Here is a 21,894-nt window from a genome sequence, read left to right as displayed (position 1 = left end):
TGGGCTATGAACGGTTTGGTTTTGGACTCGCCATCCAGCCCAATGCCATCCAGATTAAACCAATGCTTAACATGACATAGAGCGATGCTGTCCATGATTGCTGCCAATCGTACAGGGCACCAATCAATACAGGGCCAATGGCTGCGAGCGTGTAACCGATCAACTGCGCCATACCAGACAGCGCTGCCGCCTGTTTTGGGCTGTTGGTTCGTAAGCTGACAAAAGACAAGCCCAAGATAAACCCCATACTGACGCCAAACCCAAAAGACACAGACCAAACCCCAGACCAACTTGGAATGAACAAAAAGCCAGCCAAGCTTAATGTCGTTAATCCAGTGGCTATCAAGCAGAGGCGTCTATGACTGCCTAAGCGATTGATAAACGGCGCTAAAATCAGTGAAGGAACCGCTCCTGCCAATTGCAAATAACCTTGATACAACCCCGCCGTTGAATCGGTGTAACCGTTGCTCATTAAAATAGCGGGCACCCACGCCACCACTACATAATTCACCAGAGAATTGACCGCTAAAAAACCAGCCACTTGCCATGCAGTGACAGAGCGCCAAACGGACGTGGCCACTTCGACATTCCCGGTTTGCGGCGCTTGGTGTTGGGTAATTTTGCAGCTAAACCACACTACCAAAGGTAACAGAATCAACAAGCTTTGACAGGCCAGAGCAAACGACCAACCACTCATTGGCAGGTCAAAGCTTGGCTGTTCCGCATACAAACTCAACGGCACCGCAAGGCTCGACATCAAAAAGCCGCCGATGCTCATCATCAGTACATAAATCGCCGTGAGCTGAACCACGTATTGAGGAAATTCGCGTTTCAGCAAACTCGGTAACAACACATTACCGATGGCAATCCCCGCGCCAATAAATATCGCCCCGATATACAAGGTGCTGATTGAGCCAAACGTGCGAATGATCATGCCAAGGGCAATCAGACCCACACCCGAAGCGAGAATGCGCTCAATGGTAAAATGCCGAGTCAGCCAAGACGCTACCGGTGCAAAAAAGCAAACGCTAACAAGGGTAGGCTAGTCAGTAGACCAGATTGCGAATTACTGAGGTTGAGATCCGTACTGATTCTGTCTAATAACGGCGGCAATCCCGTGACTGGGCCGCGCAAACTCAATGCCACCAAGAAAATAAATAAGAGTAAAAAAGCCGCATCGTGCTGTGCTAATCGTTGTAATCGTTTCATGCTGTCCATTCATATTAAAAGCGGTTGCTAGGAAATATTGCCGATTCGCTATTATATGCGTTACGCTGCTTACTGAATTAAGAGACTTGGACAATAAATTGCGAAATACAGACAAAAGCATTTTTGAATCGCTCACCGATCTTTGCTTTGCCGATCACTATCCCCATCGTGTTTTGGTATTGCGTTCTCAATCGGTACCGCACAGTGAAGAGACCCCATGGCATCATCATAAAAAAGCGCAACTTGTGCTGCCATTAACCGGCGTGGTGACCAGCTTCATTGATGACAAAATGTGGCTTGTGCCGCCTCGTTGTGCGGTGTGGATTCCGAGTGATGTCATGCATCGTAACCAAATTTCACCCAATGCGGATGTGTGCATGTTATTTGTCGACAGCACGGATTTATCTTTGCCAGATGTTGCCTGTACCTTGACGATCACGCCTTTTGTGCGTGAGTTAATTTTGCATCTGCATACACAACAGGAGTATGAAAAGACCGACCCCGTGACGGATCGGTTGGTAGATGTACTGATTGATCAATTGCTTCAATTGGAGCGAGAAGAGTTTGATTTTCCTATTCCCGATGAGCCTATCTTGAATCGCCTTGCGCTCGAACTCATTGCCAGACCGAATGAGAAGCGTACTTTAAGCGAGTGGGCCAGTGACTTCGCCATGAGTGAACGTACCTTAGCGCGTATGATCAAACGCCATGTGCAGCTCACCTTTGGGCAATGGCGCAGCCAATTGCATATCGTTCTAGCCTTGCAAAAGCTTGCCATTAATCTGCCTATCCAAACCATCTCCGAAGAGCTTGGATATGATTCCGTCAGCGCCTTTATCACGTTTTTTAAAAAAGCCTTAGGCAAATCCCCCAGGCAATATCGGATTGAGCGATGGGGGAAGGAATGACAGAGCGCTACGTCATGGTTCGTTTAAACCGTCGTGAGAATATACAGCGCCAAGAAAATTAACGCCAAGCCAGATAGGCGATCAATCCACATGGCTTTGCTGCGCAACTTCTCTAAGAAACGCGCATTCGATAACAGACACGCAATCAAGGTGTACCAAAGGCCATCCACCAGCCAAGGTGTCGCCACCATGAGCATTTTTCCACTGATCTGATGGACTTCGGCCACAAAAGGGCTGAATAACGCCGCAAAGAATAGGGCGATTTTGGGGCTTAAAATCGAGACCAGAAAACCTTCTTTAGCAGACTGAAACAGGCTAACGCGAGTGCCTGATTCTAACTTAGCTGCAATGCCGCCGTTGGAGCGCAGGGCATTAAAGCCAAGGTAGGCCAAATACGCTGCCCCCGCGTAACTGATGATCAGAAACAGTAAAGGCAGTTGATGGAAAATCACCGCCAAGCCAAGCATGGAGATCAGCGCGTATAAGCCAATGCCTGTCGCGTGGAAATTACAAGACGTGGCCAAACCGTTTGCTCGGCCGCCGGCTAGACTGTGCTTGATGACTATTGCGAGGCTCGGGCCTGGCGACATAGCACCAAGCAAACAAATGGTAAACAGGGAAAACCAAATAGACAGTGACATACGCGTGCTCCTTTATGATGGGAGCAGACTAGCAAGCTCTTGGTATTATATGAAATCATCTTTTCTCATGGTGCTTATGATTTTGAATCATAGCCAATAGAATAAGCGGCTTTCGACATCACCTGCAAAACGAGACTTCTCATCCACAGGTGAGAAGGGTCGTTATCATACTTTGCATGCCAAATCAGCCAGTACTTATGACGTGGTGTCGTGATGGGAAGCGGTTTATAGATCAGAGAAAAGTGGTTTTTTAAATTTCGAGCAATGTGTTCAGGAATCACCAAAAGATGCTGACTTTGACACAGTGATTGCGCTGCCGCATAGAAAAATGGCACTTTCAGCGCAAAGCGGCGAGGCTTTTCTAGCTTGGCTAATGCCTCATCTACGTAACTGTCCTTGTCGCCACCACCGATCACTTTAATATGAGCATAGGCGAGTAGATCGGTAATGCTCAGAGTGTCCTGCGTTGCCAAAGGGTGAGCCTCACTCATCACACAAACGGGAGCGTCTTCGCCTATTTGAACAGAAGACACGCCTTCTGGTTGTGTTGGCGACATGCTCGACGCCAACTGAATATCGGAGGTGGCAAGCAAAGGCAATAAATCTGGTTGCCATAAGCGATATTGCAGCGAGAGGTTAGGGGCTTGTATCGCCAATGCCTCGACAATATCAGGCAAAATATACTGCGCCACATAGTCGCTGGACGAGAGCACAAACTCGCCATGCCACTTTGCTGGCTCGAACGCCTCTTCCACTAGCAAATCATCCAACTCCAGAAACCAAAGGGCCAGCTTCGTTTGCAGCTGCAACGCCTTGGGTGTAGGAATCAGCGTATTGCCTTCGCGAATGAGCAAGGGATCAGCAAACAGGCTTCTGAGTTGGCTGAGTTGGCGGCTCACCGCCGATTGTGTCAGATTCAGTTTATCGGCCGCGTGGCTAACGTGGCGCTCTTCCAGTAGCACCTTTAACGAACGCAACAAATTTAGGTTAATACGATGAATCATGTCGTTATGCTCACAGGCTGGCAAAGTGTTTGGCGTATTTTTCGGCTTTACCCATCATAACGCAAGGCGCATCGTCCCGCTTAATGGGCAAACTTCAACACCACCACACCGAGAATAATCAACAATACTCCCATATAACGCAGTAAAGACGTGGCATCGCCATAAAACCAAATGCCCACCAAAAAAGTGCCTGATGCGCCGATTCCTGTCCACACGGCATAGGCGGTCCCCATGGGGATGTCTTTTTGCGCCAACCAAAGCAAAGTACCACTCACCGCCATAAAACCAATCGCCATGGCGATGCCCAATACTTTTGAGCCACCAGACTGCGCCATTTTTAGCCCGACGGGCCAGCCGATTTCCGTTAATCCAGCCAACAACAAATACACCCAACTCATGCCTTACTCCTTAATATGTTGAAGACAACGTTATTTGCAGGCTAGACTATCAATAATTATGATATTTAAAAGTTAATAACCATCGAAAAAATTCATATGTTGAGTCTAGAACAAATTAATATGTTGGTGTTATCTGCCGAGCTGGGTTCCTTTTCCGCCTGCGCGAGAAAACTCGGCAAAGTGCAGTCAGCGGTCAGTCATGGGATTAACAATTTAGAAATAGACTTGGGCGTTGAATTGTTTGATCGAACCTCCCGCAGCCCTAAACTCACGCCAGAAGGGGAGCGCTTACTGCGCAGTGCGAAAGCCTTGTTAGCTCAGTCCCATGAATTCGAAAAGATTGCCGAATCCATTACCCGCCATGAAGAAGGCGCCTTAACGATCGCCGTCGACGACGCTCTGTTAACACCGTATTTAAGCACCATCTTGGCCTTATTTGCACAAGCCTTCCCTCATGTCGAAATTGACCTGATGTCGTTGGCCTCTCCTGACATTATCGCAACGGTGGCGGATGGCAACGTTGACATCGGTGTGATGTTTTCAGAAGTAGAAGCCAACAAACAAGTGGATTTTTGCTACGTGGGCAGTGTGGACTTTGTCGCTGTGTGCCATGCTGATTTTCCCTTAGCGGCCCTGCGACGACTATCCGAATCAGACCTCATGCCCTATCGGCAAATTGCCGTCAGAGGGCAGCAAAAGCGAGAATCACAAGTGCTCATTAGCATGACACCAAACGCTTGGTGGTGCTCAAGCAACTACAGTGTCTTGGCCTTAGTGAAACAACAAATCGGCTGGGCTTACCTGCCTTTGTCCTTGGTGCAACCCTTTGTGCACACCGGCTTATTACAAAAAATAGACGTCGCCTTCGACCACAAACCCTGGTCTGTCCCCGTTGACCTAGTCTGCAAAAAAGGCGCCTTACGTGGCCCCGCCCATCAATGGCTGTTTGATGCCTTAAAAAACGCCTTTTCTGCTGAGCGTTAGACAAAGAAAAAGAATAAGAAATTATAAAATAGACATAATAATGTCCAAAAAACCTAAAATTAGACTAAAATAGACACTACTGTATCTATTTTTTTATGGATGGTTGTTTCTATGAGTCATTTCCTATTACTGGATGACAGCGACGTACAGCACGCTTTTGCGGCGCATCTTCGTAAGCGGCGAGAGCAAGAAAAACTGTCTCGTGATGCATTAGCCGCTCGCAGTGGCGTGCCCGCGCCTACTATTAAAAAGTTCGAACTGACAGGGCAGATTTCCTTTCGTCAGTTATTACTGCTTTGGCAAAGCCTAGATGAACTGTCGCGGCTCTTTGCGTTGACTCAAAATACAGAAAATAATCAATCCAGCATGCCGACGTCCATTGAAGAGGTGCTGAAAGATGGCTTTTAAACCCATTCAAAAACTGCTTGTTCAGCGCACTTTATCAACAGGAGAAAGGATAGATGTTGGTGTATTGGCGCAAAATCAACAAGGCGTTTTTTTTCAGTACAAGGCTGACTATCTTCAGCAATTTGGAAACTTATCGCCGATTACTCTTAAGCCTAATACAGACTTACAGCGGGCACCAAAAGCGCCTCACCACGGCATTCATGGCGTGTTTGGCGATAGCTTACCCGATGGTTGGGGGTTGTTGTTACAAGACAGAGTGTTTCGTCAGCATGATATTTTACCTGCACAAATTACAGCCATGGACAGGCTGGCGTTTGTAGGGGATTCGGCCATGGGCGCGCTCTCATTCAGCCCTGAGTCAGACTTCAAACAATACGATGATTCCAATATCGATATTCATATGCTTGGCCTAGAAGCGCAAAGCTTATTCGATGGGCAAACAGAAGCGGTATTGTCCGCTTTAGTCGCTGCAGGTAGTTCAGGTGGCGCAAGACCAAAAGCGCAAGTGTATCTTGACCCAAACCAACCAACTCAGTGGCGGACCCAAGCCCAGAAAAATGACGAAGCTTGGTTAGTAAAGTTCACCTCAAAAAATTTAGCACTGGGCCATGAAGAAGGCTTATGTGAAGCTGCTTACCTTTCATTAGCAGCAAAAGCAGGGTTGCAACCACAGGAATGGAAACTCATCGAAGCGCCAGAGAAGTCCGGTGCCAGCCATTGGTTGGCTTTAAAACGCTTCGACAGAGTGCTAAACAAAAAAGGAACGTTGGGGCGTCTGCATATGCACAGTGCTTGTGGTTTATTAGACGCTGACTTTCGAGAGCCTAGTTTAGACTACGAAGACTTAATCAAGTTGAGCCGCCACCTTTGTAAGTCGCCTATGGTTGGGCAAATGCAATTTCGTCGTGCCATGTTTAACTTATTTGCCTGTAACCAAGACGACCACAGTAAAAATTGGGGCTTCTTACAAGACGACAAAGGCGCTTGGCTGCCAGCACCCTTTTACGATGTCACCTTTAGCCCACACCCATTTGGCGAACAAGCCACTTCGTTTATGGGCTATGGCAAGCAACCGCCCTTAAAAGTCATTCAAAAACTCGCCTCCAGCGCCAGTTTTGCGAGCTGGGCACAAGCTCAACAAGCGATAGAAGAAATCATAGAATCTCTCTCGGATTTTCGTAGAACCGCTTTATCACTGGGCGTGAAACCCGATACCGTGCGCTTGATTGAGAAACAACTGGATGCTTGTTGGCAAGATAATAAAGGCTTGTTGGGGGAATGAACCGATACGAAATCTTGACTGTACAGAAAGGCTTATCAAGATAGGACTGTATTACCATAATAGACTTAAATATGGGAATACAGTACCAGTTTTATGAAATTAGAGGTGTTTTCTTGTACATTGATTTTTGTTCTTTATAGGACTATATTCCCATAACAGTCAAAAATATAGGAATACAGTCCTACTTTTAAATAGGGATAAACAAAATGCCCAAGAGAGATATGCATCGAGTGTTATTTCCTAAACAACTCAAGGTCTTGCGTGTGTTCGGTGAAGATTTGTTGTTGGCGGCTAAACGGCGAGGCTTTACCAAGCAATTGATTTGTGACCGCACAGGGTTTGATAACAAAACAGTGAACAAAGTCTTTGCGGGTGATCCGGGTGTGGCGATTGGCACTTATATTAAAGTCATGGCCGTGCTTGGTATGGAGGACAATTTCTCGACACTGGCAGCCCATGACGAAGTAGGTGTTAAGCTGCAAAACATTAAGTTACTGGAGGGCAGGAAATGAGCCGTCGAGTGGTGGATGTTTATGCTCATTGGATGCCTATCGACCCGCCTTTGTTATTGGGGCAGCTGACGTTCGCAGAAAGCAGCCGAGGTGGTGTGTTTAGCTTTGCTTACGATAAAGCCTTTCTAACATCGGATTATCGCTTGCAGATAGATCCACTACTAACGCTTCATGATGGTGAACTGTATAACGATTCACCTGATAAAAACTTCCGCGCATTTTTGGATTCATCGCCGGATCGTTGGGGTCGCATTCTCATGCAGCGACGAGCCGCCATTGAATTTAATAAAGGCTTACGGACAACGAGTCGACTCACTGAATTAGACTATTTATTAGGTGTACATGACTCTTATCGAATGGGCGGGATTCGCTTTAAACTCGCTGGTTCGACAGACTTTTTAGATAACAACAGCGAGTTTGCTGCACCGCCTATGGCCTCTCTACGAGAGTTGGAATATGCCGCTCTCCAAATAGAAAAAGACGACAATATTGAGAGCGATGAATATTATCGCTGGCTAAAAATGTTGATTTCTCCTGGCTCATCTTTAGGCGGTGCTCGACCAAAAGCGTGCGTGACGGACGAGAATGATCACCTTTGGATTGCCAAATTTCCCAATCAAAGTGATGCTTTCGATGTGGGGGCTTGGGAAATGGTCTGCTACGAACTGGCTCAAGCCGCTGGCGTAGATATGTTTCCCAGTGAAATTCGTCGATATTCCTCTGAACATCATACTTTTATCACCAAACGGTTTGACCGAATCGGCACGCAGCGAGTGCATTTTTCCTCCGCCATGACACAGCTACAATACTACGATGGGGAGCATTCAGACGGAGCAAGCTATTTAGAAATTGCAGAATTCTTAACAACCAGCGGATCGCAAACCAAAACCGACCTAGCCCAACTATGGCGCAGAATTGTGTTTAACATCGCGGTGTCTAATACAGACGATCATTTAAGAAATCACGGATTCTTACTGACACATAAAGGCTGGAAACTATCACCCGCTTATGACCTGAACCCCATCGTTGGTAAGCAAGGGTTGCACCTAAACATCACTGATGTGTCTAATGAACTTGACTACCGTCTAGCATTCGACGTGATCGACTTCTTCCGCCTAGACCGCGACGAAGCGACCCGCATCTACGATGAAGTGCTAGGTGCCGTGAAACACTGGCAAAGCATCGCCAACCAGCTCGGCATCCGCCGCAGCGAACAGCTTGCTAAGCAAGAAGCGTTTAATGTTTGAGTTATAGAACTTGCTCTTTTTATGTCGAAAAAGTGAGAGAATTTCGACATGACTACCTCTCTATGGTGATGCGCTGCTAAGCGATAGACAGAATAGATCATATAGCGCGTTGTGAGAGTTACAAAAAGTTAGCAAAAGTACTCAAAACATTTATACTGTTTTTATATACAGTGTATTGGTGTTTTAAGGAGAGATAATGAGCCGATTTGAACTGGGTTTTAAGTCAAGCGAACTACCCGTGACGTTAAAAGATTGCAGCTATGAGAATGACACTTGTCCCTCGTTCTATTTTCGAGTGAAGGATCAATACTACACACTGTGGGTGGAACACAAAGACAAAGTCCAACGAGAAGACCCTGATAGCCCTCGTTACACGGTGTGCAAAGCGATTAACGAAGGGGATGAAGCTTATCCAGAAATCTATACGGATCATAAAGTTGCTGATCTTTTCAAATCCGAAGAGTCAAGCGCGATGATTGGATTTGTGAGAGAAATGCAGTGATTACCCCTAGAGTGGATTGTAGCGCCATCTTCTTCTTTGAGCGCTATGTGGACTTCGGCATTTAGTCAGTGTTCTTTCGCAAAATCTTACATTAGGCTTGCTCATTTATCATCAGTTGATAAGATTCTCGGTTTTTATAAAAATCCGGCTTTGGTTGGCGTATTATTGCGTCTGGCTCTGTTTTAGTACATTGCATGTAGGCAATGTTAGCCCTAGCTGACTTAATGTGCGATCAGGCGATCATGTTGGTCTGTCGCCGGTTTACCCATATGGCCGATGAGCAGGGGCTTGGTAGTCCTAAGTCATAAAAAACACAATTGGTTATACAGAGTTTTCAAAATGCTTTGTTTTAAAGCCATTCATCAAGAATTTTTAGTAGTAATAAATAATGAAAAGTGAGACCAGTGTACTTCAGCAAGTGGAAGAATTCATCAGGCCCTTAGTCTTAGAGCACACACCGGAGGGCACGGAAGTACAAGCGGTTGTAGACCAGTGGGTTCATGCGATTGCGACAGACAGCCAGTTTTATTGTGACAATACGCAGGTCGATCCTAATCAGCTCCGAATTGATATTGAGTTTTCTTTAAGTCTTAACGGATTGCTTAAAGATAGAAAAAGCTTTTTTAATGAGGTGTTTGGTCATTTAAAACTTAAACCACTAGAAAACGCATCATTTCGATTTATTGATTTGTTCGCTGGTATCGGTGGAGTAAGACTGGGCTTTCAACAAGCTGGTGGCACTTGTGTTTTTTCTTCAGAATTTGATAAACATGCACAGCTTACATATAAAAAGAATCATGGTGAATTCCCGTTTGGTGATATCACTCTCATTTCTCCTGAATCTATTCCAGACCATGATGTTTTACTTGCTGGGTTTCCTTGTCAGCCCTTTTCTCATGCGGGTTTAAAGCTTGGCATTGAAGATACTCGAGGGACTCTATTTCATGATATAGCCAGAATTATTGAAGAGAAGAACCCACGTTTTGCAGTTTTGGAGAATGTAAAAGGGCTAATAAGCCACGATAAAGGTCATACACTTAAAGTTATTTTAAAAACACTTACAAACATCGGTTACAGCTGTAATATCCCTAAGAGTATTATTGAAAACGGCAGTACCAAAGAGATTCAGAATCTAGCCAAATCAATGGTATTGAAATCAATAGACTTTGGCGTACCTCAGAATAGACAAAGAATTTATATTATACTTTGGAAAGATGGTGAGATTGACAATTTTGATTATCCAGAGTCGATGGAGTCTGATACAAGAGTTGGAGACATATTAGAAGCCAATCCTAACCCAAAGCTAACTATTTCTGATCGATTGTGGGAAGGGCATCAAAGACGAAAGATGCAGAATAAGATCAATGGTAAAGGTTTTGGATATGGGATTGTTAACGAAGATTCTCCTTACACAAATACTCTATCTGCTAGGTATTACAAAGATGGCAGTGAGGTTTTAATTGAACAGCATGGCAAAAACCCAAGAAAAGTCAGCCCTAGAGAAGCTGCAAGATTACAGGGTTTTCCTGATGAGTTTGAGTATAGTGATTCTACAGTCCAAGCTTATAAGCAATTTGGTAACAGTGTTACAGTTAATGTAGTAAGGGCGTTGGCAGAGTGCATCGTTTCACACATAGAATAAAGGAATAATATGTTAAGAAAACTTGATGAAATACAGTTAGAACATCCTTTAGTTAATAACGCTAAACTTTTTGACTATAAATTAACTTCTGGCCAAAAAAGGGAGCTATATAAGCAGCTTGGTTCTATTGGGTATGGCTTTGATACTTACACGTCATTTGCAATTACGGATAGAGAGTCGGACGATAAACCTGCCAATTATGCATTGATTCCTAATCAATATTTTGTTTTTGCTAGCGAAATGTATGAGTTTGCAAGTGAGTTGTTTAAGTATTTTGAGATATATGAAAATCTAAGACCCTATGCTAACAGTCTTCTAGGTAATTCAGAGCAAATAAAAAATAACATTCGAGCTAATAAAGAATTAAGTAATCATTTTGACTCAGAAAATGATTTGGACCTTTTCTCAAAGTTTTTGGATAAGGATGATTCAACATTCAGGCTAGGTTCCAAACGATTAATTAACGATCAAGGTAAACCAAGAGGATCAAGAGATTGCTTTGGTTCCGTAATATTAAAAGAAATTAACTTACCAGATGCATCATCTAGTATATTTGGAAGACTCGTATATGACCTTTGTCAAAACCCAATAACCTATAAGAATGTTTATGAGGCATATAGTGTTGCGAAAACAGAAAATTTAACAGTTAGAAGTGATGCTTCATTAAGTTTTGTTGGTTTATCCAAACCCTTTCTGCTCTTAGCTGGCATATCTGGTACAGGTAAAACTCGCTTTGTACGGGAGCAGGCCGCAGCATCGAAAAGAGGGAGAGGGGATAATTATTGTTTAGTCCCTGTTCGTCCTGATTGGCATGAACCCAGCGATTTATTGGGTTATGTTTCACGTCTTGGGAAGAAACCTGAGTATGTGGCTACCGATGTGCTGCGTTTCATAGTGCAAGCGTGGAAAGAAGTAATAGATGAAATTGAATTTGATAAGGATTTGCCTTCTGACTGGCGCGGCAAACCATTAAATGACATTCGTCCTTTTTGGTTGTGTCTTGATGAAATGAATCTTGCACCTGTTGAGCAGTACTTTTCTGACTATTTATCCATTCTTGAAACGCGCTGCTGGAACGATCCAAAAACGCTAGAAGGTAGTGATCGAGATTACATTTATGAATGTGATCCGCTGATCAAAGGTGAACTTTTCCGTGCATTGGATAAAGATATTGATGTAGGTGAAGACTCTAAACCTTCAGAATTGCTTGCTAAAGATTTAGGGTTGGATTTGTCTGAGTCACGTGAGAATGACATTTGGCAGTATTTCTTAACGCATGGGATTGCGATTCCGTTTAACCTGATTGTCGCAGGTACGGTGAACATGGACGAAACCACTCATGGCTTTTCCCGTAAAGTGATCGACCGAGCCTTAACCTTCGATTTTGGTGAATTCTTTCCAAACGATATTAATGCGTTTTTTGAGTCTGACGTAAAAGCCAAAACGCTGAGTTACCCTATTCATAGTCAAGCGACCATGGCCTTGTTTGAGTCGGTGGAAGCAGATAGTGACGCAAGCAAAACTAAAACCTTCTTTAATGCTGTTAATGGTGTATTAAAAAATACCCCGTTTGAATTGGCATTCCGCGCATTCAATGAATTATGTTTGTCTGTTATAAGCTTTGCGCCAAAAAATGATGTGGAATTAGCGGCTGTATTCGATGACTTCCTAATGTGTAAAGTGTTGCCACGCATAGAGGGTGATGAAGATAAACTGACCAGTAATTCAGGCAACAATGTACTGGTACAACTGTCTACTACACTAGAAGCACAATTAGCGACTATATGGAAAACAACACGACCGGATTTATTACGTGAGAAACAGGGAAGTCCTGAACACGTTCTTACAACACCTTGTCGTTCTCGACCAAAGATTGAACGGATGCAAAAGCAATTAACGAATGGCTTTACGTCTTTTTGGCCTTAATTAGACCGCAAAATGTGATTCGGATGGTAGTTAAGGAATGGCGAAAAACACACGTGAAACCCTTTATTTTAAACATGATGACTTCGAGTTGTATGTCTCTTGTGAAAGTTTGCGCTCACCGCGTTCTAAGCTAGAACGCACGTACTTGCAGCGAGGCGTTCCTCTACCAGATGGTGAAAGCATTGCGGTATTGATTGATGGAAACCTAGCTCAGGATAATTCAGGCGATGACGATAAGTTAACTGAACTGACTCAACCTTTCTTTTTTGAAAATCGTCAATATTGGTTTGATATTGAATTTTCCTCGCATGTGCTGAAGAACTCACCATCTGTTAGCCATAAGTATCGTTTAATTGAAGATAGCTTTAGTCCAAGCCCAAGACGAAACACCTTACAGGCCATGTTGAACTTTGGTAATGATGTAGGGAAGTGTGTTTTCCATATTAATTACGAAACGAATGACGGTAGAAAGTCAGTGCCTGTTCAGTTCACTATTTTTGCGACAAAGATGGTGATGAACGAAGATCTCGGGCTAATGAATCAGAAGATAGACGAGATTTATCCTTTTTGGCGCTATGCCATCAGCGGAAAAACGACACAGTCTCAGGGGAAATCACACAAGCAGCCAGAAAAGTTTGAGTTGTTTTGGTTAGCTCAATTTGAGCGTTTAGTCACAGAGCTGAATCAGGGGTTGAAGCGAATCATCAACGCACCTCATAACCGTTTGCAGTCGTTTGATAAAGACCAAAAATTAGACCGTATCAATAAAAAAGTAACCGCTAAGCAGCAAGAGCTGGCAAAAGAATTAATTGCAGAGAAGCGTTCAACTAGACGAATGCGTATCGGTTACAAACGTCTACATGTAGACACACCAGAAAACCGTTTTATAAAAATGGTGTTAAAGCGCATCAAGACGAACTTAGCGCAATTGATCCAGAATATTGACAATGAAAAAGAAACCAAAGTATCTGAGTCCTTCTTACTTGTCCTAAAACGGTGGCGACAGCAAATTGGTAAAGTGAGTCAGCACCAGCTTTGGCGTGAAATTGGAACATTTGAAGGTCTCAGTTCTGATTCCAAAGTCTTGCAACAAGGCGCTGGTTATTCAAAGGTGTATAAAGTCTGGCAGCAATTGAAACATTACCTCAATCAAGACAATGGCGAATCTCAGTTATCGATCAAGTCAGTGGCGGATATCTATGAGGTTTGGTGTTTTATTGAGGTAATGTCCATTGTTAAGAGTTTAGGGTTTATAGAGAAAGAGCGAACGCTTAATCATTTGAAACAAGTGCAATTCGAAAAACAGCTTCCAGATGATGAAATGGCAGCAGCCTTTGTGTTCTTTCGAGAAAGCGACAGTATGACAGTAGAGCTTGCTCATGAACCTTCTTTTACGCCAAGCGGCATAACTAATCGAACATGGCTCGCTAAGCAACGCCCAGATATTGTGCTTCGTATTACTTTGGCGAATAAAGAGTCATTTTTTATTTTATTCGATGCTAAATATCGCATTGATACACAACAATTCAAAGACAAAGATGGTGTCCCCGAGGATGCTCTTAATCAGATGCATCGATACCGAGACGCTATTATTCATCAGCATCGTTTTGAGTATGAGTCACCATTAAAAAGTCGCCCTGTTATGGGTGCTTTTGCCTTATACCCTGGTTTTTTTGATAACCAAAAAGACCAAGTAAATCCTTACGAAGAGGCTATTAAAGAGATTGGTATCGGGGCATTTGCCTTGTTGCCTAGTAAAGATTCTGAGGTTTCACATAATCATTGGTTGCGCGATTATTTAACGCAAAAACTTTGCGATAGAAAAGCCGAGTTTGCTTATCCAAAGATTCCATCAAACGATTACTATTTTGTGGAAGATGCTGCGCGTATCACGCCTTATGGAGTAAATACCGTGAGGCACAATGGGTTAACTATGATTGCCCCCATTAATGAAATAGAACGTGACGATGACTATCTAGAAAAAGCGAGAACAGGAAAGCTACAGGGATATCACACGCAACTTGTAGCGACTAATCGGCAAAACGTACATAGAAACATCGTTCGTGAAATCCGTTATGTCATTGTTACTGTTCGTGAAAAAAATACGGAGCATCAAGTTGGTAAATACTTATATCGTGTTGCAAATGTAAAACTTTTACCAAGGCATGATATTGATAGAAGCTTAACAGGCAAGGAAAGCACTGATAACCGTCATTATTGGCTATTTGAATTCGTTGGCTCGCCAATTGCTCTTAGTGCAGAGATAGAAAAACCATACGTTGAGAGCTTCCAATTCAAACTGACCAAAGCGGAGTATTTGTCGCAGTTTGCGCATTGGGACGATGTTAAGGATGACTTGCAACTCTATGCTGAATTTGATCTGAGTTGGTAAAGTTAAATCATGTTAAGGATGTGCCATGACCACCAAGTTAATCCGTAATAGTACGGCTGAGTTTTTGATTTTTACTGGTCAATCTGGTGAGCAGAGCATTGAGGCCCGTTATGAAGAAGACACTATTTGGCTTTCCCAAAAGCTGATTGCTGAGCTGTTCGATGTTGATGTGCGAACGGTCAGTGAGCATTTCAAAAATATATTTCAATCAGCCGAACTCAATGAAGAAGCAGTTATCCGGAAATTCCGGATAACTGCTTCTGACGGTAAAAATTATAATACGCAGCATTACAATCTAGACGCCATTATCTCTGTCGGTTATCGCGTGAATTCTGTGCGAGCGACTCAGTTCCGTCAGTGGGCGACTCAGGTATTGCGAGAGTTTTCTATCAAGGGTTATGTGATCGATAAAGAGCGCATGGAGAACGGAAGCTTTCTGGGTGAAGATTACTTTGAGCGCTTGCTGGAAGAAATTCGTGAAATTCGCCTTTCTGAACGACGTTTTTATCAGAAGATCACCGATATTTACGCAACCAGTGTTGATTACAATAAAAATGCGCCAACGACTCAATCCTTTTTTGCGACAGTGCAAAACAAACTGCATTTTGCGATTCATGGACAGACTGCCGCCGAGTTGATCAAAGCGAGAGCCGATAGCAGTAAGCCAAATATGGGGCTGACTCATTGGGCGAAAGGACCAGAAGGAAAGGTGTTAAAAACCGATGTGGGCGTAGCTAAAAACTATCTCAGTCAGGATGAGCTTCAGTCGTTAGGGCTGATCGTCAACGCGTATCTTGATTTAGCGGAAAGTCGTGCAAGACGCAATATTCCCATGACGATGGAAGATTGGTCGAAGCGGTTGGATATGTTCTTAGAGTTTGATGATAGAGATATTTTGACTAATGCCGGATCGATCCGTGCGAAAATCGCCAAAGACTTTGCGGAATCAGAATTTGAGAAGTATCGAGTCGTACAGGATCGTTTATTTGAAAGTGACTTCGATAAGATGATCAAAAAGGTTGAGAGTGAAGGATCGGGGGATAAGTAAAACATGACGCCTAAACTTCCCATAAATATTGACGATTTACTGCGCCGGCGTACTGTTGAAAGTGAGCGTATTGAGTACAAGGAAGGTTGGAATCCTGAAGTGGTTTTGCATACCTTATGCGCTTTCGCCAACGATTTTCATAACTTGGGTGGCGGCTATGTGGTCATTGGTGTTGCAGAAGAGAATGGACAACCTAAGCTGCCTCCTGTTGGTGTAGAGTCTGCGCAAATCGATGCCATTCAAAAAGAGTTATTGAACCTTGGTCACTCCGCTATAGCGCCACATTTTCATCCGTTAACGGCGACTTACGAGATCCAAGGAAAAACCATTTTGGTGTTATGGGCGCCGGGTGGAGAATCGCGGCCTTATAAAGCCAAAACCAGCTTAAGTGGCAAGAAAAGTGACTGGGCTTATTATCTGCGTAAGCATACCAGTACGGTGAAAGCCTCTGGGGAAAATGAACGAGAGTTATTGAGCTTAGCAGCAACGGTTCCCTTTGATGACCGTTATAGACAAACCGCCACACTGAATGATCTTTCTCCCTATCTGATTCGCGATTTTTTGCACGACATTAACAGTGAGTTAGCTAACGAGGCTCGTGAGCTGGACATCGAAGCCTTGGGTCGTCGTATGAATGTGGTTGGCGGGCCTGCGGAGATGGCTTTTCCGAAAAATGTGGGTTTATTATTTTTTAATGAGCAACCGGATCAGTTTTTCCCCGCTACTCAGATTGATGTGGTGTATTTCCCCGATGGCGCTGGTGGTGACCGCTTTGAAGAGAAAATATTCAAAGGCCCACTTGGTCGTATTACGAGCGATGCTTTGGATTATATTGGCCGGAATTACCTCAAAGAGGCGGTTATTAAGCACCCAGACCGACCAGAAGCCGAGCGTTTTTGGAATTATCCGTTAGCGGCTATCGAAGAAGCGGTGGTGAATGCGGTCTATCATCGTTCTTATGAAATACGAGAGCCAATTGAAATTCGTATCGATGCTAAAGAGCTGGTTGTTTTGAGTTTCCCTGGTCCTGATAGATCTATCCGATTGGCTGATTTACAGGCAGGTAAGGCGGTGAGCCGGCGTTATCGTAATCGTCGCATTGGTGAGTTTTTAAAAGAGCTGGATTTAACCGAGGGACGCTCTACTGGTGTTCCTAAAATATTGCGTGTAATGAATGCCAATGCCTCACCGACACCCGTTTTTGAAACCGATGAAGATCGCAGCTATTTCTTAATTCGTTTGCCTATTCATGAGGGATTTACTGAGGTTGAAAAAACGACCCCGCAAGTCACCCCCGAAGTCACCCCCGAAGTCACCCCCGAAGTCACCCCCGAAGTTACCCCCGAAGTTAGACGTCTATTAACGATGCTACATGGTGAAATGGGTCGGTCGGAATTGATGGTCGTATTGGGTTTGAAAGATGAAAAACACTTTAGGGAATATTACCAACAAGCGGCGATTCAACAGGGCTTAATTGAAATGACTGTCCCAGACAAACCCAAAAGCCGTTTGCAAAAATATCGCTTAACTGAGCTAGGTAAGAAGCTTGTTTCTAAATAGAGAAAACGCTTTACTGAAAGGCTTTGTATGTGAAAAATGCCCGCTTCTGCCATGCGTAGAAGCGGGCATTTAAAATGCGGCTATTACTTAAAAGAACGGTTTATTCCGTTGCTTTATGAATCGTTTCTTTTGTGCTCTCGTAGGCTTTTGATGAGTCTTCTTTCACGCCTTCCCAAGTATTTGCGCAGCCAGCTAACGCCAGTGTTACGGCAATGACTAATAATGGAAACTTCATGTTCAAACCTCTTTTTGTTTGGAGTCTTTACACACTACCAAAAAGTTTTGTAAAGAACGACTCACTATTTTGATTTAACTTAGGATAAAGGGTTTTACCGATTTTTGCGCTTTCTTTCTGACTGAAAATCTTATGGAAAAATCCTTAAACAGCCCCATGTATTTACATCAAAAGAGATTGACCTATCCTAGCTCTGGCATAGAATGGCGTCAATTTAACCCACTCTTGGGATAATCTAGCATTGAGGTGGCGCATGCCCAGTACATCGGTGGTTCCAACGAATTCTCTTCGTCAGCGTCTCAAGACGTTTATTGAAAATTCGACGATACAGCGTAGTTTGTTGGCGTTAATTCTAATCAATGCGGTGATACTCGGATTAGAAACCTCGGCAGAGGTAATGGCAAACGTTGGCCCATTTTTAATGGCCTTAGACAAGGCGATTCTGGTGGTGTTTGTGATTGAGCTGGGGATTCGTTTGGTGGTGCATCGTTTCGCATTCTTTAAAGATGGTTGGAATGTGTTCGACTTCATTGTTGTGGGTATCGCCTTAGTCCCTGCCAGTGGGCCGTTTGCGGTATTGCGTGCACTTCGAGTCTTGCGTGTGTTGCGCGTATTAACGTTTGTTCCGTCGATGCGAAAAATTGTCGGAGCGTTAATCAAATCTCTAAATGGCATGTTGTCCATCGCCATGGTGTTGGGGCTGGTGTATTACGTGGCGGCGGTGATGGTCACCAAGTTGTTTGGTGAGGCCTTTCCTGACTGGTTTGGCAGCTTAGGCGCTTCCCTGTATACCTTGTTCCAAGTGATGACCTTAGAAAGCTGGTCCATGGGCATCGCGCGGCCAGTGATGGAAGAATTCCCCTATGCTTGGGCATTCTTTGTGCCTTTTATCCTGATCGCCACCTTCACCATGCTGAACCTCTTTATCGCCGTCATCGTCAACGCCGTGCAAACCATGCACGACGATGAAATCAAAGACGAGATAGACGCGGAAAAGGCTACCCAGCAACAGTTACTAGAGCAAATGCAGCAGCTTCAACAGGAATTACAAGCTCTGCGCCAAGACATGAACAAACCAAGGGAATAATGACGAAGTCTCGATAGTGAGCAATGGAATACAGGCGAGCATCCATTCTCATTTCACACTTTTATGCGCGTAAAAGTGTGAAATATCGCATTTTTACGCGCATAAAAGTGTTGCAACCTTCCTGCCGAGTATAAATCACTTCTTCAATAGGTCTCTTTCTTCTATGCGGGTACCAGTTTGTTGGTAGCCTAGGATAAGTGGGCAAGACGGTTACTGTTGATCTATATTGACATATCAAAACTTATTGTTTGATCTATCATTATGGATAATTGTCTTGTGCTCTGTGGCGTGAATTGATATGTTTTTATATATAAATTTTCTTCAGTGATGCATTAAGGCATATCAATGTGAGCTATGTAACAGAGCAAATACTGCAAAGCCTTCGAGACGCTCGGGAGCGTAAGGGCTTTAGCCAGAGAGAGCTGAGCGCGCGTTCGGGTGTACCGCAAAGCCATATTTCGAAAATCGAGTCTGGTGGCGTTGATCTAAGAATGTCGAGTCTGATTGCGCTTGCCCGTGTACTAGACTTAGAGCTATTTGTCGCGCCTAAAAAGTCTATTCCTGCGATCAAGTCGATCATTCGAAGTAGCCAAGATACTTATCATAACGGGCCAAACAATAACGGCATCAACGATGAAGCTGAGTCAATACCGCCTGCATATCAGCTAGAGGAAGACGACGATGACTAACAATGTCTCTACGCTTAACGTGTTGCTCTACGGTGAACCCATCGCGACGATCACCAACGTGGGCAATGACAGAACGCTTTTTGCTTTTATGGATTCGTACATTTATGAGGAATCGCGGCCAGTGTTAGGGCTTGGCTTTAAAGATTCGCTAGGCGGCTTGCTGACTCACTTTAAACCGACCCAAACCAAGTTAACTCCGTTTTTCTCTAACCTTTTGCCAGAAGAAACCATGCGTTATTACTTGGCAGAGCGTGCCGGTGTAAATCCAGCGCGGGAATTTTTTCTATTGTGGGTGTTAGGACAAGATTTAGCAGGTGCGATCACGATTGAACCTGCTGATGGCGAAGCGCTGCCGCCTAATGTACAGCAAGACATTGACGATGAAACGAAAATAGATGTTCCAATGCGTTTTTCATTAGCGGGTGTACAGTTGAAGTTTTCAGCCGTACAACAGGCAAACGGCGGTTTGACCATCCCAGCTACGGGTAAAGGTGGTTCTTGGATAGTGAAATTACCGTCGTCTCGATTTGACGCTGTGCCAGAAAATGAATATTCGATGATGGAATTGGCTAGAATGCTGGGCATGGATGTGCCAGAGACTCAGCTACTCCCCATTGAGCAGATAGCGAATATTCCGAATGGGATTGGCAAATATGGTGACAGTGCGTTTGTGATTAAGCGCTTTGATCGTGTTGATGGCCAAGCGATACATATTGAGGACTTTGCACAAGTGTTTGGTGTCTATCCTCAAGATAAATACAAAAAAGCCAGTATGCGGAATATTGCTCAGGTTATCGGCATCGAAGGTCAAGACGAAGACATTGCCGAATTTACGCGCAGATTGGTGTTCAATACCCTCATTGGCAATGCCGATATGCATTTGAAGAATTGGTCTGTGATTTATAAAGACAAGCGCACAGCATCCATTGCGCCTGCCTATGACTTTGTCTCGACCATTCCCTATATCCCTGACGATAGCGCCTCGTTGAAGGTGAGCCGTAGCAAAAAGTTCAGTGACTTCACGCTGGATGAATTATCACACTTAGCCGCTAAAGCCATGTTGCCAGAGAAATTGGTGTTGGATACCGCCAAGCAAACCGTGGCAGGTTTCCATGAAATATGGGCGAAAGAAAAAGCGCATTTACCGCTGACTAAATCGATGATCGAAGCCATTGAGCTGCACTTACGAAGTATACCACTGCGCTAAAATGGGAATCGACCCGTACAGAAATGTAGGGGCATCGGTCATATTGGGTTAAGACATTCTTGGACGGGTAATTTTTACCCAAGAGCTTATTCTATGTTTTGGATCTGTTCTCTCATTTGCTCAATCAAAACCTTCAATTCCACGGCGCTATTCGTTGTTTCTACCACAATGGATTTTGACGATAGGGTGTTGGCTTCGCGGTTGAGTTCTTGCATTAGGAAGTCGAGGCGGCGGCCGATGGGGCCTTTTTGTTGCAGCTGACGGCGCACTTCTTTGGTGTGAGTCGCGAGACGGTCAAGCTCTTCGGCCACGTCGGCTTTTTGTGCCAGTAGGACGATTTCCGCTTCGACACGCATGGGGTCGAGGTCGACTTTAGCCGCTTCCAGTTTGTCGAGTAGGTTTTGTTTCTGCGCGGCGATGATGGTGGGCAGTTTGGCTTGTACTTCGACAACGATGGCATCGATGGCGTCTAGGCGCTGTTCGATGATGTCTTTTAGCTGTGCCCCTTCGCGTAGTCGTACTTGAATCAGTTCGTCAACAGACTGATTAAAGAGTTCGACGACGGCTTTTTTCATCATCTCAAAATCATTGCCTTCGTCACTGAGAATACCAGGCCATTTTAAGATATCGAGTGGGTTCGCTGGGTCGAGGTCTTTGAACCAAGTGCCTAGGGTTTCGATGGCGTTTGCCAAGGCTTGGGCGTTACTTGGGTTAATCGTCAGGTTGGTGGCCGCTTTGTCGACGCCTTGGAAGCGCAGTTGGCATTCTAGTTTTCCGCGGTTGATTTTTTTACGCAGCACATCACGGAAAGAAAACTCAAGCTCACGAAAGTTTTCTGGTAGACGAAAGCTTGGCTCTAGGTAGCGCTGGTTAACGGAGCGCACTTCCCAGCTGATGGTCCCCCAATCGTATACGGCTTCTTGGCGTGAGAAAGCAGTCATGCTTGCTGTCATGTTGAGTCCTTTGATGGTGATGAATTATGAAAGGCAACATTGTAGCGCAATGGGCTGGGC

At 44.4% G+C, this 21,894-nt stretch carries 22 protein-coding genes; 15 read left to right on the top strand and 7 right to left on the bottom strand.

Features of this window, described 5'->3' with window-relative positions; translation table 11 throughout:
* Window positions 1-4: 4 nt before the first annotated feature.
* Window positions 5-970: an MFS transporter gene (locus tag ONZ52_RS15170; protein WP_346433250.1), complete on the bottom strand. Its 966-nt coding sequence runs from the start codon at window positions 968-970 to the stop codon at window positions 5-7.
* 35 nt (window positions 971-1,005) lie between these two features.
* Entirely contained in the window at window positions 1,006-1,209 is a 204-nt protein-coding gene (locus tag ONZ52_RS15165; protein ID WP_265219574.1) for a hypothetical protein, read from the bottom strand.
* A 98-nt stretch (window positions 1,210-1,307) separates the two neighbouring features.
* Here ONZ52_RS15165 and ONZ52_RS15160 point away from each other — a divergent pair, with 98 nt between their 5' ends.
* A complete protein-coding gene (locus tag ONZ52_RS15160) occupies window positions 1,308-2,117 on the top strand; it encodes an AraC family transcriptional regulator (protein ID WP_229676470.1) in 810 nt (269 codons plus the stop codon).
* A 23-nt stretch (window positions 2,118-2,140) separates the two neighbouring features.
* Here ONZ52_RS15160 and ONZ52_RS15155 read toward each other — a convergent pair whose 3' ends face one another.
* The 3 genes from ONZ52_RS15155 to ONZ52_RS15145 all read right to left on the bottom strand — a co-directional run bounded on the left by ONZ52_RS15155 (window position 2,141) and on the right by ONZ52_RS15145 (window position 4,160).
* On the bottom strand, window positions 2,141-2,758 hold the full coding sequence (locus tag ONZ52_RS15155) for a LysE family translocator (protein WP_265219573.1): 618 nt from the start codon (window positions 2,756-2,758) through the stop codon (window positions 2,141-2,143).
* Between the two features lie 74 nt (window positions 2,759-2,832).
* The gene (locus tag ONZ52_RS15150; protein WP_265219572.1) at window positions 2,833-3,762 is read right to left on the bottom strand and encodes a LysR family transcriptional regulator; all 930 of its coding nucleotides are present in this window, start codon (window positions 3,760-3,762) and stop codon (window positions 2,833-2,835) included.
* An 80-nt stretch (window positions 3,763-3,842) separates the two neighbouring features.
* On the bottom strand, window positions 3,843-4,160 hold the full coding sequence (locus tag ONZ52_RS15145) for a DMT family transporter (RefSeq protein WP_265219571.1): 318 nt from the start codon (window positions 4,158-4,160) through the stop codon (window positions 3,843-3,845).
* A gap of 96 nt (window positions 4,161-4,256) precedes the next feature.
* Between ONZ52_RS15145 and ONZ52_RS15140 the strand changes: the two genes are divergently transcribed.
* The 11 genes from ONZ52_RS15140 (at window position 4,257) to ONZ52_RS15090 (ending at window position 17,663) form a co-directional block, all read left to right on the top strand.
* Window positions 4,257-5,144, top strand: a complete 888-nt coding sequence (locus ONZ52_RS15140; RefSeq protein WP_265219570.1) for a LysR family transcriptional regulator — start codon at window positions 4,257-4,259, stop codon at window positions 5,142-5,144.
* Between the two features lie 111 nt (window positions 5,145-5,255).
* Window positions 5,256-5,552 (top strand): helix-turn-helix domain-containing protein, encoded by a 297-nt coding sequence (locus ONZ52_RS15135; RefSeq protein WP_265219569.1) that lies wholly within the window; start codon window positions 5,256-5,258, stop codon window positions 5,550-5,552.
* A complete protein-coding gene (locus tag ONZ52_RS15130) occupies window positions 5,542-6,834 on the top strand; it encodes a type II toxin-antitoxin system HipA family toxin (RefSeq protein WP_265219568.1) in 1,293 nt (430 codons plus the stop codon). Before ONZ52_RS15135 ends, ONZ52_RS15130 begins: the two co-directional genes overlap by 11 nt.
* 206 nt (window positions 6,835-7,040) lie before the next feature.
* Window positions 7,041-7,346 (top strand): transcriptional regulator, encoded by a 306-nt coding sequence (locus ONZ52_RS15125; RefSeq protein ID WP_265219567.1) that lies wholly within the window; start codon window positions 7,041-7,043, stop codon window positions 7,344-7,346.
* Window positions 7,343-8,593, top strand: coding sequence for a type II toxin-antitoxin system HipA family toxin (locus tag ONZ52_RS15120; protein WP_265219566.1), 1,251 nt, complete (start codon window positions 7,343-7,345; stop codon window positions 8,591-8,593). Before ONZ52_RS15125 ends, ONZ52_RS15120 begins: the two co-directional genes overlap by 4 nt.
* 196 nt (window positions 8,594-8,789) lie before the next feature.
* Window positions 8,790-9,095 (top strand): hypothetical protein, encoded by a 306-nt coding sequence (locus ONZ52_RS15115; RefSeq protein WP_265219565.1) that lies wholly within the window; start codon window positions 8,790-8,792, stop codon window positions 9,093-9,095.
* Between the two features lie 388 nt (window positions 9,096-9,483).
* Complete coding sequence (locus ONZ52_RS15110; RefSeq protein ID WP_265219564.1) at window positions 9,484-10,737, top strand: DNA cytosine methyltransferase; 1,254 nt, start codon at window positions 9,484-9,486, stop codon at window positions 10,735-10,737.
* Between the two features lie 9 nt (window positions 10,738-10,746).
* Window positions 10,747-12,663, top strand: a complete 1,917-nt coding sequence (locus ONZ52_RS15105) for an McrB family protein (protein ID WP_265219563.1) — start codon at window positions 10,747-10,749, stop codon at window positions 12,661-12,663.
* A gap of 37 nt (window positions 12,664-12,700) precedes the next feature.
* Complete coding sequence (locus ONZ52_RS15100) at window positions 12,701-15,055, top strand: restriction endonuclease-like protein (protein WP_265219562.1); 2,355 nt, start codon at window positions 12,701-12,703, stop codon at window positions 15,053-15,055.
* Between the two features lie 25 nt (window positions 15,056-15,080).
* Window positions 15,081-16,103 (top strand): virulence RhuM family protein, encoded by a 1,023-nt coding sequence (locus ONZ52_RS15095; protein ID WP_265219561.1) that lies wholly within the window; start codon window positions 15,081-15,083, stop codon window positions 16,101-16,103.
* A 3-nt stretch (window positions 16,104-16,106) separates the two neighbouring features.
* On the top strand, window positions 16,107-17,663 hold the full coding sequence (locus ONZ52_RS15090; RefSeq protein WP_265219559.1) for an RNA/DNA-binding domain-containing protein: 1,557 nt from the start codon (window positions 16,107-16,109) through the stop codon (window positions 17,661-17,663).
* A 100-nt stretch (window positions 17,664-17,763) separates the two neighbouring features.
* Here ONZ52_RS15090 and ONZ52_RS15085 read toward each other — a convergent pair whose 3' ends face one another.
* On the bottom strand, window positions 17,764-17,898 hold the full coding sequence (locus ONZ52_RS15085) for an entericidin EcnAB (RefSeq protein WP_111605904.1): 135 nt from the start codon (window positions 17,896-17,898) through the stop codon (window positions 17,764-17,766).
* A gap of 253 nt (window positions 17,899-18,151) precedes the next feature.
* Between ONZ52_RS15085 and ONZ52_RS15080 the strand changes: the two genes are divergently transcribed.
* The 3 genes from ONZ52_RS15080 (at window position 18,152) to ONZ52_RS15070 (ending at window position 20,881) form a co-directional block, all read left to right on the top strand.
* Entirely contained in the window at window positions 18,152-18,985 is an 834-nt protein-coding gene (locus ONZ52_RS15080; protein ID WP_265219558.1) for an ion transporter, read from the top strand.
* 347 nt (window positions 18,986-19,332) lie between these two features.
* Window positions 19,333-19,674 carry a helix-turn-helix domain-containing protein gene (locus ONZ52_RS15075; RefSeq protein WP_265219557.1) on the top strand — a complete coding sequence of 114 codons (342 nt, stop codon included), beginning with the start codon at window positions 19,333-19,335 and terminating at the stop codon, window positions 19,672-19,674.
* Window positions 19,667-20,881, top strand: a complete 1,215-nt coding sequence (locus ONZ52_RS15070; RefSeq protein ID WP_265219556.1) for a type II toxin-antitoxin system HipA family toxin — start codon at window positions 19,667-19,669, stop codon at window positions 20,879-20,881. Before ONZ52_RS15075 ends, ONZ52_RS15070 begins: the two co-directional genes overlap by 8 nt.
* A gap of 86 nt (window positions 20,882-20,967) precedes the next feature.
* Here ONZ52_RS15070 and ONZ52_RS15065 read toward each other — a convergent pair whose 3' ends face one another.
* Window positions 20,968-21,834, bottom strand: coding sequence for a YicC/YloC family endoribonuclease (locus ONZ52_RS15065; protein ID WP_265219555.1), 867 nt, complete (start codon window positions 21,832-21,834; stop codon window positions 20,968-20,970).
* Window positions 21,835-21,894 lie beyond the last annotated feature (60 nt).

It is taken from the genome of Marinomonas rhodophyticola, assembly GCF_026113935.1.
Lineage (GTDB): Bacteria > Pseudomonadota > Gammaproteobacteria > Pseudomonadales > Marinomonadaceae > Marinomonas > Marinomonas rhodophyticola.
Note: the sequence above shows the minus strand (reverse complement) of the source record. Positions and strands in the feature narration are given on the sequence as shown.

Coding starts and splice junctions, on each gene's coding strand:
- ONZ52_RS15165 (WP_265219574.1), bottom strand. CDS start 1,209: ATGAAACGATTACAACGATTAGCACAGCACGATGCGGCTTTTTTACTC.
- ONZ52_RS15155 (WP_265219573.1), bottom strand. CDS start 2,758: ATGTCACTGTCTATTTGGTTTTCCCTGTTTACCATTTGTTTGCTTGGT.
- ONZ52_RS15150 (WP_265219572.1), bottom strand. CDS start 3,762: ATGATTCATCGTATTAACCTAAATTTGTTGCGTTCGTTAAAGGTGCTA.
- ONZ52_RS15145 (WP_265219571.1), bottom strand. CDS start 4,160: ATGAGTTGGGTGTATTTGTTGTTGGCTGGATTAACGGAAATCGGCTGG.
- ONZ52_RS15140 (WP_265219570.1), top strand. CDS start 4,257: ATGTTGAGTCTAGAACAAATTAATATGTTGGTGTTATCTGCCGAGCTG.
- ONZ52_RS15135 (WP_265219569.1), top strand. CDS start 5,256: ATGAGTCATTTCCTATTACTGGATGACAGCGACGTACAGCACGCTTTT.
- ONZ52_RS15130 (WP_265219568.1), top strand. CDS start 5,542: ATGGCTTTTAAACCCATTCAAAAACTGCTTGTTCAGCGCACTTTATCA.
- ONZ52_RS15125 (WP_265219567.1), top strand. CDS start 7,041: ATGCCCAAGAGAGATATGCATCGAGTGTTATTTCCTAAACAACTCAAG.
- ONZ52_RS15120 (WP_265219566.1), top strand. CDS start 7,343: ATGAGCCGTCGAGTGGTGGATGTTTATGCTCATTGGATGCCTATCGAC.
- ONZ52_RS15115 (WP_265219565.1), top strand. CDS start 8,790: ATGAGCCGATTTGAACTGGGTTTTAAGTCAAGCGAACTACCCGTGACG.
- ONZ52_RS15110 (WP_265219564.1), top strand. CDS start 9,484: ATGAAAAGTGAGACCAGTGTACTTCAGCAAGTGGAAGAATTCATCAGG.
- ONZ52_RS15105 (WP_265219563.1), top strand. CDS start 10,747: ATGTTAAGAAAACTTGATGAAATACAGTTAGAACATCCTTTAGTTAAT.
- ONZ52_RS15100 (WP_265219562.1), top strand. CDS start 12,701: ATGGCGAAAAACACACGTGAAACCCTTTATTTTAAACATGATGACTTC.
- ONZ52_RS15095 (WP_265219561.1), top strand. CDS start 15,081: ATGACCACCAAGTTAATCCGTAATAGTACGGCTGAGTTTTTGATTTTT.
- ONZ52_RS15090 (WP_265219559.1), top strand. CDS start 16,107: ATGACGCCTAAACTTCCCATAAATATTGACGATTTACTGCGCCGGCGT.
- ONZ52_RS15085 (WP_111605904.1), bottom strand. CDS start 17,898: ATGAAGTTTCCATTATTAGTCATTGCCGTAACACTGGCGTTAGCTGGC.
- ONZ52_RS15080 (WP_265219558.1), top strand. CDS start 18,152: ATGCCCAGTACATCGGTGGTTCCAACGAATTCTCTTCGTCAGCGTCTC.
- ONZ52_RS15070 (WP_265219556.1), top strand. CDS start 19,667: ATGACTAACAATGTCTCTACGCTTAACGTGTTGCTCTACGGTGAACCC.
- ONZ52_RS15065 (WP_265219555.1), bottom strand. CDS start 21,834: ATGACAGCAAGCATGACTGCTTTCTCACGCCAAGAAGCCGTATACGAT.